This window comes from Sphingobium xanthum, assembly GCF_019737615.1.
Lineage (GTDB): Bacteria > Pseudomonadota > Alphaproteobacteria > Sphingomonadales > Sphingomonadaceae > Sphingobium > Sphingobium xanthum.
In genome coordinates, this window is the sequence record NZ_JAHKKS010000007.1 from 209,140 (window position 1) to 221,649 (window position 12,510).

The window sequence follows — 12,510 nt, forward strand, 5'->3', positions numbered from 1 at the left end:
TTGGCACAAGTCATGCGGGTGCATAGAGAAGCGGACAATTTCGGGACAGGCTCGACGAAGGAGACAGAGGATGCGCTTTACCCCGTCAACCATGATGATGGGTGCCATGCTGATCGCGATGGCGGGATGCAGCGAACCGCCCCCGCTATACGTCGATGGCGCCTATGTCCGCCTCAATGCAAATCCCAATGCGCCGTCCGCCGCTTATTTCACCATTCACGGCGGCGGCGAGGCCGTGGTTCTGCGCGACGTGACGACCGAGGAAGCCGTCCGCCTCGAGCTGCACGAAAGCATGACGCAGGACGGCATGGCCTCGATGAAGAAGGTCGAGACAGTCGATGTACCGGCCAAGTCCACGGTCAAGTTCGAGCCGGGCGGCAAGCACGTCATGCTGTGGAACGTGAACCCGCAAGCCATTGCCGACGGCAAGATGAGCTTCACCTTCATCTTCTCGAATGGCGACCGCATCCTGGTCGATGCGGCCGTGCAGAAGGCGGACGGCAGCGCGGCCACAGCGCCGGCGGGCAATGCCGCGAGCGACGATATCGGCAATCATAGCGGGCATTGACCGCGTCATACGTCGCGTTAGGCAAAGCGAGATGCTCGTCTCCGCCCCGCGCCCCACGCTTGGCCAGATCCGCCGCGCGCTCGACGAGGCGCCTGCGACGGCTCTGGGCGATGCGCGCCGACTGATCCGGGTCGAGCCGACCAATGCCGAAGCGCACCGTCTTGCGGCCCGCGCCCTCCGCAAGCTGGGGCGGGAGGATGAAGCGGAAGCGAGCGAACTGGACGCTATCAGTGCGTCGGTCCATGATCCCGATCTCCAGCAGGCTGCGCATGCGCTCGCAACCGGCGCGCTGCCTGTCGCCGAACGTTTGTTGCGTGAACGACTCAAGGCGATCCCGCACGATGTCGCCGCGATCCGCATGTTCGCCGAGCTGGCGGGGCGCATCAATCGCCTCGGCGATGCTGAAAATCTGCTCCGCCGCGCGTTGGAGCTGGCGCCCGCTTTCGCGGCGGCGCGGGCCAACCTCGCTACCGTGCTGCATCGCCAGAACCGCACGACCGAGGCGCTCGCCGAGCTCGACAAGGTCGAGACAGCGGACAACGAAAATCCCGGATACGCCAATCTGCGCGCCGCCGCGCTCGGCCGCATCGGCGAGTTCGAGGAAGCGATCACGCTCTATCGCAATGTGCTGGAGAAAATGCCCGGCCAGCCCAAGATCTGGATGAGCCTGGGTCATGCGCTCAAGACCGTCGGCCAGCAGCAGGAGAGTATCGCCGCCTATCGCGCCGCGCTCGACCTGCAACCGACGCTGGGCGAGGTCTGGTGGAGCCTCGCCAATCTCAAGACGACGCGCTTCCCCGATGACGACCTCTCACGCATGAGCGAGGCGCTGAACGCCCCCGCCTTGTCCGACGACGATCGGCTGCATCTGCATTTCGCGCTCGGCAAGGCGCATGAGGAGCGCGAGCAATGGCCGGAGAGCTTCGATCATTATGCGCGGGGCAACGCAATCCGCCACGGCCAGCTCGGCTATGAGCCTGCCCTCATCTCGCGCTTCGTCGAGAAGGCGCGCGAGACGTTCAGCGATATGTTCTTCGCCGAGCGCGCCGAATGGGGCTGCCCCGCCCCCGATCCGATCTTCATCCTCGGCATGCCGCGCGCCGGTTCGACCCTCATCGAGCAGATCCTCGCGAGCCACAGCGCGGTCGAAGGGACGATGGAACTGCCGGATATACCCGCGCTAGTCGCTCAGGCCTGCGGCAAGGATGGCATCTATCCCGCGGAAATCGCAAATCTCGGCGCGAGCGAAGTGCGCGCGCTCGGCGAGGCCTATCTCGATCGCACGCGCATCCAGCGCAAGACCTACCGGCCATTCTTCATCGATAAGCTGCCGAATAACTGGATGCATGTCGGCTTTATCCGGCTGATCCTGCCAAACGCCCGGATCATCGACGCCCGGCGACATCCGCTTGCGAGCTGTTTCTCCAACTTCAAGCAGCATTTCGCGCGGGGCCAAGGCTTCAGCTACGATCTGGCGGGCCTCGGGCAATACTATGCCGACTATGTCGCGCTTATGGCGCACTGGGACGCCGTGCAGCCCGGCCAGGTCCGGCGCGTGATCTACGAGGATTTGATCGACGACAGCGACTCCGCGATCCGTGCTTTGCTCAAGCAGCTCGATCTTCCGTTTGAGGATCGTTGCCTCCGCTTCTGGGAGACGAATCGCCCAGTGCGTACAGCGAGCAGTGAGCAGGTGCGTCGTCCGATCAATCGCGAAGGTCTTGCGTCCTGGTCGCCCTATGAACCCTGGCTCGGCCCGCTGAAAAATGCCCTCGGCGAAATTCTCGAATATTATCCTGCGCTTCCTCCAACGCTGCGGCGTGGGTGAAACGCCTGCCGCTTCGTGCGCCGTGGCATTTGTGTCACGCTACTGCAATATATCACTAACTCACCTTTCTAGTCGCGCGAATCCCCCTTCACCTTTTCCAAAATCAGGCCGAATTTGTGCGCGACAGCATAAAGGGAGACGCCTGTGATGACCAAGTCTCGACCGCTTCGTTCCGTGCGAACCACCAGCGCTTTGTTGCTCGCCTCCACGATGTTCGGCACCTCCGGCGCGGCACTCGCGCAGGAACCCCAGGCCGCTGCCGACGACGGCAGCGACGTGATCATCGTGACGGCAACGCGGCGCGAGGAGAACATCCAGCGTGTGCCGATCAGCCTTCAGGCGCTCGGCAGTCAGACCCTGGAGCAGCATCAGACCGCCAGCTTCGACGATTATGCGAAGCTCCTGCCGAGTGTGAGCTACCAGTCGTTCGGCCCCGGCCAAAGCCAGCTGTTTTTCCGCGGAATCGCCAGCGGCGGCGACGGCCTGCCGGGCGGCGCGTTGCCGACGACGGGCGTCTATCTGGACGAGGTGCCGGTCACGACCATCGGCGCCATGCTGGACGTGCATATCTACGACATTTCGCGCGTCGAGGCGCTCTCGGGTCCGCAAGGCACGCTGTTCGGCGCCAGTTCGCTCTCGGGCACGATGCGCATCATCACCAACAAGCCGACCGCATCGCGTTTCGAGGGCGGCTATGACCTGCAGCTCAACAAGTTCGGCAAGGGCGACATTGGCGGCAGCGCCGAGGCCTTCGTCAACCTGCCGCTGAGCGAGACGGTGGCGCTGCGCGTCAGCGGCTTCTACGAGCGGGTCGGCGGCTATATCGACAACACGCCCGGCACCCGGGTCTATACGCTCTCGGACAGCGATCCGACCAACGACAAGACCGTCAGCAACACCGCGCTGGTCGAGGACGATTTCAACGATGTCGAGACCTATGGCGGGCGCGCCGCGCTCAAGGTCGATCTCGACGATGACTGGACCGCCACGCTATCCGGCCTCGCCCAGCATCAGCAGACCAACGGCAGCTTCCTCTACGATCCGCGCGTCGGCGATCTGGAGGTCCATGATTTCGTGCCCAGCCACACGCAGGACAAATGGTATCTCGCCGCGCTGACGATCGAGGGCAAGCTGTCGGATTGGGACATCGTCTATTCGGGCAGCATCCACCAGCGTTCGCTCGATATCACCAGCGACTACAGCTATTACACGGTCTATTACGACAATGTGCCGGGTTATACGAACTTCCCGCTCCCGAGCGGTGGGTATCTGGACCCGACGCAGAAGTTCCACAACAAGCAGCAGCTCACCAAGCAGACGCATGAGTTCCGCGTCTCTTCCCCGGCGACGGATCGCTTCCGCATGACGGCAGGCATGTTCATGCAGCGCCAATCCAACACCAATCTCGCGGAATATAACATCCCGGGCCTCGCCTCGACCGGCCTTGGCCTCAACGTGCAGGGCGACAATATCTTCCTGACTGACACCGAGATCATCGCGCGGGACTATGCGGCCTTTGCCCAGTCCTCGTTCGACATCACGCCAAGCCTGACCTTGACCGGAGGCATCCGCGCCTTCTGGTATCAGAACACGCTGACCGGCTTCTCGGGCTTTGCCAGCAATGCCGCGGGCGCTGGCTGCACCGTCCCGATCACGATCGGCAGCTGCCAGACGATCGACAAGAAAGCGAGCGAGAGCGGCGAGACGCACAAGGTCACGCTCACCTGGCAGGCGGATGAGGATCGCATGCTTTATGCGACCTATTCGACCGGCTTCCGGCCCGGCGGCAATAACCGGCGTCCGGGCATCAATCCCTATAGCCCCGACACGATCGACAATTTCGAGCTGGGCTGGAAGACGAGCTGGCTCGACGGAAAACTGCGCGTCAACGGCGCGGCTTACTATCAGGAGTGGAAAGCGCTGCAATATGCGCTTTCTCCGCCGGGATCGGTGGGCGTCACCAACGTCTACAATGCCGGCGATGCGCGCGTATACGGCGTGGAGCTCGACTTCTTCTGGCGGATGGGCGCGTTCACCCTTTCCGGCACCGGCGCCTATAACAACGCCGCGCTGAAGACGAATTTCTGTGCGATCGACCTCACGACCGGCAATCCCTTCCCGACCTGTTCGGGCGCGACCATCTCGGCGCCCAAGGGGACGCGACTGCCGATCCAGCCCGAGTTCAAGGGCACGGTCACCGGCCGCTACGAGTTCGATATCGGCGGCGGCGAGAGCTTCGTGCAGGCAAGCGTGCTGCATCAGACCAGCACGACAAGCTATCTCGGCCCGGTCGAGGCGGCGATCCTTGAGGACACGCCGCCCTTCACGACGGTCGATTTCTCGGTCGGTACCAAGATCGGCGACATCAGCCTCGAGGCGTTCATCCAGAATGCGTTCGACGAACGCGGGGAGCTAAGCCATAACAGCTTCTGTGCCCCGGTTTATTGCGGACAATATTATCGCATCTACCCGATCAAGCCTCAGCTGTTCGGGATCAAGGTGGCGCAGCGTTTCTGATTGCAGCGATAGCCTCCGGGCGCGACGCGGATGAGTGATCGCGCCCGTCTGGGCCTGCCCGGCGCCATCGCCCTGGTCATGGGCGGGATGATCGGCACGGGCGTTTTCCTGCTGCCGGCCGCCCTCGCTCCGTTCGGCTGGAATGCGATCATCGGGTGGCTCATCACGATCGGCGGCTGCCTTTGCCTCGCCTATGTGATCTCGGCGCTTTGCCGCTCCCACAAGGGAGCCATCGGACCCGCCGAACTGGTCGAACTCAGCTTCGGCCGACCGGCCGGTTTTCTGATCGCTTTCAGCTATTGGGTCTCATGCTGGACCACGACGGCGGCGCTGGCGGTCGGCGCGCTCAGCTATCTCTCTGCCTTCATTCCATTTCTCGGCGAGCATCCGGCGCTGTCCGCGCTCGCGCTGATATGGCTGCTCACGCTGGTCAATCTAGCCAGTGTCCGGCTGGTCGGCGGCGTTCAGCTCGTCACGATGCTGCTCAAGCTTATACCACTGGCAGTCGTTGGCGGCCTGATCGCCTTGCTGTTTGCCAACACCGGCACGGCGAGCGTCCAGCAGCCCGCCGCCGCCCTATCCTTCGCCGCGATCAACGCCGCCACGTCGATCGCGCTCTTTGCCGTCATCGGCTTCGAGGCAGCCTGCGGCGCCTCACACAAGATCGCCGATCCGCAACGCAACGTCGCCCGCGCCACGATGATCGGCATGGCTTTGACCGGTCTCATCTACCTGTTCATCTGCACCGGCATGATGCTGCTGATGCCTACCGCCCAGCTGGCCTCCTCGCCGGCGCCGCTCGCGCTGTTCATCGCGACCTACTGGGCACCAGGCCCGGCAGCGGTGATCGGCATTTTCGCCGCGATCAGCGCCATCGGCGCGCTCAACGGCTGGACTCTGGTACAGGGTGAGATGCTGCTCGAGCTTGCTCGGCGCGACATGATGCCGGCGTGGTTCGCGAAGACGGCGCCCAATGGCATCGGCGTGCGCTGCCTGCTGATTTCCGCCGCGCTCGCGAGCCTGCTCGTGATTGCCAACAGCAGCCGGTCCATGGCCGCCCTCTTCTCCTTCATTCTGCTGCTGACGACTTCGATTACGATCTGGCTCTATCTCGCCGTCGCTCTCGTGGCGCTCAAGCAGCGGGTGGCGATCCCCGCGGCGATCATCGGCCTGTTGTTCGGTCTCTGGGCATTGGTCGGCACCGGATGGGATGCCTCGCTGCTCGGCATCCTGCTCATGCTGGCCGGCCTGCCCTTCTACTGGCTGGCGCGGCGCGAAGCCTCACACCGCTTGCGGCCAGCGACCTGAATTCCCGTCGCGCAGCACTTCGTGCGCGCAATTATGGCCCGGCGCGCCGGTGACGCCGCCGCCCGGATGGGCACCCGCCCCGCACATATAGAGCCCGCGCACCGGCCCGCGATAATTGCCATGTCCCAGCACTGGCCGCGCTGCCCAGAGCTGATCCAGCGACATATGACCGTGCATGATGTCGCCGCCGACCAGCCCCAGCTTGCGCTCCAGCCCAAGCGGCGAGAGCGCGCTATAGCCGAGCACGGTCTTGCGGAAGCCCGGCGCGAAATGCTCGATCGTGTCGAAGATCGCGTCGATGGCGCCCTGCTCTTCCTTCGGATCGTCCCAGCGTCGCCCGTCCGGCAGGACCGGCGCGAATTGCTGGCAGAAGAGGCTGGCGACATGTTGGCTGGCCGGAGCCAGACTGTCGTCCACAGTCGATGGGATCAGCATCTCGACGATTGGCCGTTTCGACCAGCCATAGGCCCGCGCATCGACGAAGGACTGGTCCATATAGTCCAAAGTCGGCGCCAGGATGATACCGCTCCGATGATGCTCACCCGCCTCCGGCAGCGCCGAGAAGCGCGGCAGATCGGAGAGCGCGACATTCATGCGGAACGTGCCCGATCCCGCCTTGTAGCCCTTCATCCGCCGCGCGAAATCTGCCGGCAAATCGGCCGGGTCCATCAGGCGATTATAGAGCAAGGCCGGGCCGGCATTGGCGATCACCCGCCGCGCCGCAATCTCCTCGCCGCTTTCGAGGCGTACGCCGGCGACCATGCCGCCATCGACCAGCACTTGCGCAACCGGGCTTTCCAGGCTGATCTCGACGCCTGCCTCGCGGCAAGCATCGGCCATGAGCTGCGTGATCCGCCCCATGCCGCCGATGCTGTGGCCCCAGGCGCCCTTCTTGCCGTTCACCTCGCCAAAGACATGGTGCAGCAGGACATAGGCGCTGCCGGGCGTATCGGGTGACGCATAATTGCCGACCACGGCATCGAACCCGAACGCGGCCTTCACGGCTTCGCTGTCGAACCAGCCATTCAGGAAATCGCGCGCCGACTTGGTGAAGAGATCGAGCACGTCGCGCTGCTGCGCCAGCCCCATTTTCGCGAAGCGCCGCCCCTGCATCGCCGCATCGATGAGCGCGCTCCAGCCTCCTCCCGCATTGGGCGGCGTCTTGAGCGCCATGTCGCGCAGCAAATCGGCGACGCCATCCAGCATATCATAGTAAGCCGGCAGCGCCTCGGCATCGGCGTTCGAGAATTTCCGGAACTCCGCCTGTGTCCGCTCTAGCCCGCCGGCGAGCTTCAGATAGCCGCCATCTTCCTGCGGCAGGAAATTGGAAATGGGCCGCTCGATCACGCGATAGCCGCGTTTCACCAGCCCCATGTCGGCGATCACCTTGGGCTGAAGCAGGCTGACCGTGTAGCTCGCCACCGAATTTCGGAAGCCGGGATGGAACTCCTCGGTGACGGCTGCACCGCCGACGACATCGCGCCGCTCCAGCACACGCACCGACAGGCCGGCACGCGCGAGATAGAAGGCGCAGACGAGGCCATTATGGCCGCCGCCGATGATGACGGCATCGTACCGGCCCGTCATGCCGACCAGCCCGGCGCAGGCTGCGCTTCCTGCCGCGCCTGCGGGATCAGATCTCGCATCCGCCGGCAGAAGCTGCGCAGGCAGACTTCGCTCGTCCCCAGCGGACCGACCGAAAAGCTGTGCGAGGCCATGCCTTGCTGCACCCGCGTGATAAGCGCCGTGTCCTCCAGATTGACCTGCCGGTTGATCCGCCAGTTGAGATAGCGCGCCGCCTTCATCGCGCGCCTCCCATCGGGCAATGCATAGCTGATCTCGCGAATCAGGCACTGCGTCGGGCTGACCGGCAACCATTGCATGAAGTCGATCTGGTCGGGATAGACATCGAAGGCGACGTTCGGCCAGAGCTTGAAGTAGAGCCAGCGGCGCTTGTGGCTCTCCGGCAGATGCGGAACGTCCGGGAGCAGCCGCTGATAGAGCCGTTCGGAGAGATTGGCAGAGGGCCGCTCGACCAGATCGCCGACCATGCGATCGACATGCGGTTCGGCCGCGATCGCATAGCTTTTCGAGAACAGCCGGGTCAGGCCGGGATGCGCAACATTGATGTGCAGATTGTCGGAATAATTGTCGCCGACATTCTTCCAGTTCACATCGCGCGGGCGCAGGGTCACCCGGCCGATCGCCTCCAGCTCCTCGAAACGATAAGGCGCCACCTCGTCGGCATAAGGCGCGATCATCTCCGCCACCGATGGCCCGCCATCGTCCTTCAGCCGGACGAAGACGAAGCCCTGCCAGAACTCCTGCTCGACCGGCGCGAGACCGTGACGAGAGAGATCGAGGCCCGGATAATCGGACTTTCCCGGAACGCCGGTCAGCCGGCCGTCCGTCTCGTAAGTCCAGGCATGATAGGGACAGACCAGCTTGCGCGCGCAGCCTGCCTGCCCGTCGACCAAACGCGATCCGCGATGCCGGCAGATATTGAAGAAGCTGCGCACTGCACCGTCAGTGCCACGAATGGTGACGATGCTTTCGCCGAGGAAATCCAGCGTGCGCCAATCGCCCGTCGCCGGAATCTCATTGACATGGCAGACCGCTTGCCAGCTCGGCCGGAACACGCGCTCCAGCTCCAGCGCGTGGAATTCGGGATCGCTGTAGGTCCAGGCCGGCAAGCTCCAGCCTTCCAGCGGATCGCCCTGATCGGCGACGAGAGTAGGCCGCGCTCTCATTTGGCCAGCGCCGTCACGAGATCGATCCAATAGGTGACGGCTCCGTCCATCCCCGCCACCGGCACGCGCTCGTTGAGGCCATGCGGCACGCGGTCCTTGCTCTTCTGTGCGAGGCTCGCGACGCCATAGCTCGGCACGCCGACGGCGCGGAAGAACAGGCTGTCGGTCGCGCCGGCCTCCATATAGGGCACGACCGGCGTCCCCGGGAACCGCCTGGCGACGGCCATCTTGAGCGCCTTCATCACGTCATCGCGCAGCGGCGACGCATCGGAGGCGAGCGGATCGCCCTCCGCCTTGATCGTCATCGCCGGCTCTGCCAGCACCTCGGACAGCGTCGCCTGCACGTCGGCAATGGCGACGCCCGGAAAGATGCGGCAATTGATGTTCGCCGTGACGGTTTGCGGCAGCGCGTTCGGCGCGTGGCCGCCCTCGATTTCGGTGGCGATGCAGGTCGTGCGCACCTGCCCGATGAGTTCCGGATTCGTCGAGAGCGTATCGGCCGCCTTGTCGTCCCGGGGATTGGCGAGAAACGCCTGCATGGCCTCGCGCCTTGCACCGGTCTCGTCGGCCAGACGCGCCGTGAAGGACGCGCGCGTCAGCTCGTTCTGCATGGCGGGGAATTTATACGCTTCGAGCCGGGCGAGCGCCCGCGTCATGCGATAGATCGGATTGGTCGCGGTCGGCGTGCTCGAATGACCGCCGGGGTCAGTCATGGTGACGAGGAAGTCCGCATAGGTCTTCTCACCGGCCTGGAGGGAGACGACTTCCGCCTTGCCGTCCTCGCCGAGCAGACCGCCGCCGCCATCGCCGTTCAGGGCCAGCGCGGCATGCTTGTATTTCTGCGCCGCCGCCTTGGCCGTGATGCCCGTGGTTTCCTCGTCGCCGGTCAGGATCAGCACGACATCCTGCTTCGGCCTGAAGCCCTGCTGCTTCAGGCGCGCCATCGTCACGATCATCATCGCGACGTCATATTTATTGTCCTCGATGCCGCGGCCGAACAGATAGCCATTCTCCTCGACCGGCACGAACGGATCGCGCTCCCAGTCGGAGGCTTTCGCCTCGACCACGTCCATATGACCAAGCATGAGGATCGGCTTGTCGCTCTTGCGGCCTTTCAGCGTGGCGGCGAGATAGCCGGTCTCGCCGATCGGCGTGAAGACGACCTCGTCCTCCTTGTAGCCCGCGTTCTTCAAGATACCGGCATAATAAGCAGCCAGCTCCGGCACCTTGCCGCGCCCCTCGACCGTCGGGATCGCGGTCGACTTCATGAGGATTTCCCTGGCCGGCGGCACGGTCTGAGCCTGCGCCGCTACGGAAAGGCCAATGAGGCCAAGGGCTGGAATGAATGAACGCATTTGCCGCTACTCGATCCGGATAATGTCTCGACCGGGCAGTGATGACACGGCCCGCAAAGCCGCGCAACGCCTCAGAATTTCGTTCGAACTGGCAAAGCAGGGATTGAACCCTCGACGTCTGCCGTTTGAAGTTGAAGCCACGATGGAGGGTATATGAGGGGCAAATCGTACATCATTGCCGCAGCGATATTGGCCGCTTCGGCGGCTGGAGCGGTGGCTCGCGAAGATTCAACAATCTCGAAGACCGAAACGCGGTCATTACCGGCACCCGAGGTGAAACGCCGCGTCATGAACCAACTTAGCGAGATATTGACGGAAGAACGGTTCAATCATCGACGGCCGCCCGTCCGGCTGCTGGACGATATGTCGTTTATCACGCGCGCACGCGCCACGCAGGTTCCGAATCTTTGCCAGATTGATCGGTTGGAGATCACCTTCGAGCCGCAGGACACGGATGGCGGCAACGCCGATACGCCAGTTTCCGCGAAGGGTTTCTCCGCCACTCGATATTTTCATTTCCATCGTGCGCCGTCAGCTCCCTACGAAGCAAGTGTCGACTATGGTCAGGCGCCCAACGATGCCGCATGCCGAGAAGCAAAACTCTGGGAAGACGAGTTCTTCACTGCTGATGACGACCGAACCGCGACAGATGGCTACCTGCTCGCCCATCGCGTCATGGATGCGATGATCGCCGGCTCTCAGAGCTTCCAATTGAACTGCGAGAAATATCCCTCCGAAACTGATCGCGAATGCGCTGATATCGCGCGCGATATCAAAACCGCTCAGATTTCGAGGATAGATCGCTGCGAAACCGATATCCCGGAATTTGCGCTAGCTTCGTGTTACCGAGCATTCGTGGGCGATCGATCGTTGCGCATCATCGCAAGTCCATACGCTGCTGGCCCCAACGTTCCGACGCCACTGACCGTGCTTCGGGTCGAACTAGATTCGCTCATCATCATGGCGCATGAGCGGGTTGACTAGCCGTTCGGGGAGTTCACACGACGATGATCTGTCACAACGCGGCGACCGAACCAGAAATGGTGGGCGCGGTAGGGATTGAACCTACGACCCCACCCGTGTGAAGGAGAGCATCCACTGTCATCGAGCGCCTTTGTGGTTATAGCCGTTCCCGGATTTCCGCCATTTCTTAGAATGGCTTGTTTCTGACGTTTTTGAGCGATTTCCGGAGTTATTTTCGTTGTCAGTGGGGATAGCGTGGGGAGAAAATCAGTGCAGAATTCTGCCTGAAACGGCCCTCGCCTTCTGGATTCCCCACCAGCATATCCCATATTCCTGTCATCAACGGAATAGGAAACCAGGATGACAGTGACCAAGCGCCCAGTAGGCCGCCCAGGACGTTTCGCCGAATTCGAGGCATTTGAAGCATCCCTACCCGCCCTCATGGAGAAGCGTCCGGCCTATCGTGACGGCATTGGCATCTTCAAAGGTGCGACCAGTTCAACCGTCTGGGTCAAGATCAGACTCCCCCGTGGAGGCACCTATAGAGGGCGCACAATCCCGGTCGGCGGCGCCGTAGAGCACAAGCTGGGAAAGCGTTCGTCATGGGACTGGCAAGGACTGGTGACGGAACGTGATCGATTGCAAGGTCTCGCTGATCGCGGAGAGCCGCTGGAACCGGAAGAGGTGCCACTCTTCGAGAAATATGCCGCCGATTGGCTCGACAGGAAAAAGCCTACGATCAAGACCTATGGCGTCACGAAAGGCAACATCGCCGCATTGAATCCCGCCTTCGGGAAGAAGGCATTGAACGTCATCACCGTTGCAGATGTGAACCGCTGGATTGGGAAGCAGAGCGCAACTCTCAAGCCGGCTTCCGTGCAGCGACAATTAAACGTGTTCAACGCAATCCTGAACGACGCCGTCCGCAACGGCCTGATTGATCGCAACCCTTCGGAGCGAGCCGACAGGATCAAGGGCATCGAGCCTCGGTTGCGCTTCATCACAGAGGATGAATGGAAGCGAATTCTCGAAACCGCAGAAGCCATAGAGCGGAAACAAGAGGATGAAAAAGAAAGGATGCCTCACCGTATTAGGGTCCGGACTCACTACAGCCACCAGATGACGGCAGCGGCGATGCAGATGGCTCCCATGAAGTTTTTGAGGTTGCGATCGAAGCGGGTGGCGATGCGTCGCCAGTCTTTGAAGCGACAGAACATGCGC

8 protein-coding genes and 2 pseudogenes are annotated in these 12,510 nt (G+C 62.8%); 6 read left to right on the forward strand and 4 right to left on the reverse strand.

Annotated elements, in window-relative coordinates:
• Window positions 1–70 precede the first annotated feature (70 nt).
• From KM135_RS13205 to KM135_RS13220, 4 genes are all read left to right on the forward strand, one after another.
• Window positions 71–568, forward strand: coding sequence for a copper chaperone PCu(A)C (locus KM135_RS13205; RefSeq protein ID WP_221714482.1), 498 nt, complete (start codon window positions 71–73; stop codon window positions 566–568).
• A 31-nt stretch (window positions 569–599) separates the two neighbouring features.
• Entirely contained in the window at window positions 600–2,396 is a 1,797-nt protein-coding gene (locus tag KM135_RS13210; RefSeq protein ID WP_221714483.1) for a tetratricopeptide repeat-containing sulfotransferase family protein, read from the forward strand.
• A gap of 147 nt (window positions 2,397–2,543) precedes the next feature.
• Entirely contained in the window at window positions 2,544–4,913 is a 2,370-nt protein-coding gene (locus tag KM135_RS13215) for a TonB-dependent receptor (protein ID WP_246606064.1), read from the forward strand.
• Between the two features lie 30 nt (window positions 4,914–4,943).
• Complete coding sequence (locus KM135_RS13220) at window positions 4,944–6,221, forward strand: APC family permease (RefSeq protein WP_221714484.1); 1,278 nt, start codon at window positions 4,944–4,946, stop codon at window positions 6,219–6,221.
• Here the strand turns inward: KM135_RS13220 and KM135_RS13225 are convergent.
• From KM135_RS13225 to KM135_RS13235, 3 genes are read right to left on the reverse strand one after another with little or no spacing between them, the layout of a single operon-like run.
• Window positions 6,195–7,808, reverse strand: coding sequence for a phytoene desaturase family protein (locus KM135_RS13225; protein WP_221714485.1), 1,614 nt, complete (start codon window positions 7,806–7,808; stop codon window positions 6,195–6,197). The genes KM135_RS13220 and KM135_RS13225 overlap by 27 nt on opposite strands.
• Complete coding sequence (locus tag KM135_RS13230) at window positions 7,805–8,971, reverse strand: aromatic ring-hydroxylating oxygenase subunit alpha (RefSeq protein WP_221714486.1); 1,167 nt, start codon at window positions 8,969–8,971, stop codon at window positions 7,805–7,807. The genes KM135_RS13225 and KM135_RS13230 overlap by 4 nt, the downstream gene beginning before the upstream one ends.
• A complete protein-coding gene (locus tag KM135_RS13235) occupies window positions 8,968–10,326 on the reverse strand; it encodes a M20/M25/M40 family metallo-hydrolase (RefSeq protein ID WP_221714487.1) in 1,359 nt (452 codons plus the stop codon). The genes KM135_RS13230 and KM135_RS13235 overlap by 4 nt, the downstream gene beginning before the upstream one ends.
• Window positions 10,327–10,479: 153 nt before the next feature.
• Here KM135_RS13235 and KM135_RS13240 point away from each other — a divergent pair, with 153 nt between their 5' ends.
• Both KM135_RS13240 and KM135_RS19805 read left to right on the forward strand, forming a co-directional pair.
• Window positions 10,480–11,310 (forward strand): hypothetical protein, encoded by an 831-nt coding sequence (locus KM135_RS13240; RefSeq protein ID WP_221714488.1) that lies wholly within the window; start codon window positions 10,480–10,482, stop codon window positions 11,308–11,310.
• Between the two features lie 420 nt (window positions 11,311–11,730).
• Window positions 11,731–12,240, forward strand: a pseudogene (locus KM135_RS19805) (tyrosine-type recombinase/integrase); the annotation flags it as partial.
• A gap of 155 nt (window positions 12,241–12,395) precedes the next feature.
• Here the strand turns inward: KM135_RS19805 and KM135_RS19810 are convergent.
• Window positions 12,396–12,510, reverse strand: a pseudogene (locus KM135_RS19810) (IS5/IS1182 family transposase); the annotation flags it as partial.

Excerpts from the sequence above, each read along its gene's own strand:
- KM135_RS13205 (WP_221714482.1), top strand. The coding sequence starts at position 71 with ATGCGCTTTACCCCGTCAACCATGATGATGGGTGCCATGCTGATCGCG.
- KM135_RS13210 (WP_221714483.1), top strand. The coding sequence starts at position 600 with ATGCTCGTCTCCGCCCCGCGCCCCACGCTTGGCCAGATCCGCCGCGCG.
- KM135_RS13215 (WP_246606064.1), top strand. The coding sequence starts at position 2,544 with ATGACCAAGTCTCGACCGCTTCGTTCCGTGCGAACCACCAGCGCTTTG.
- KM135_RS13220 (WP_221714484.1), top strand. The coding sequence starts at position 4,944 with ATGAGTGATCGCGCCCGTCTGGGCCTGCCCGGCGCCATCGCCCTGGTC.
- KM135_RS13225 (WP_221714485.1), bottom strand. The coding sequence starts at position 7,808 with ATGACGGGCCGGTACGATGCCGTCATCATCGGCGGCGGCCATAATGGC.
- KM135_RS13230 (WP_221714486.1), bottom strand. The coding sequence starts at position 8,971 with ATGAGAGCGCGGCCTACTCTCGTCGCCGATCAGGGCGATCCGCTGGAA.
- KM135_RS13235 (WP_221714487.1), bottom strand. The coding sequence starts at position 10,326 with ATGCGTTCATTCATTCCAGCCCTTGGCCTCATTGGCCTTTCCGTAGCG.
- KM135_RS13240 (WP_221714488.1), top strand. The coding sequence starts at position 10,480 with ATGAGGGGCAAATCGTACATCATTGCCGCAGCGATATTGGCCGCTTCG.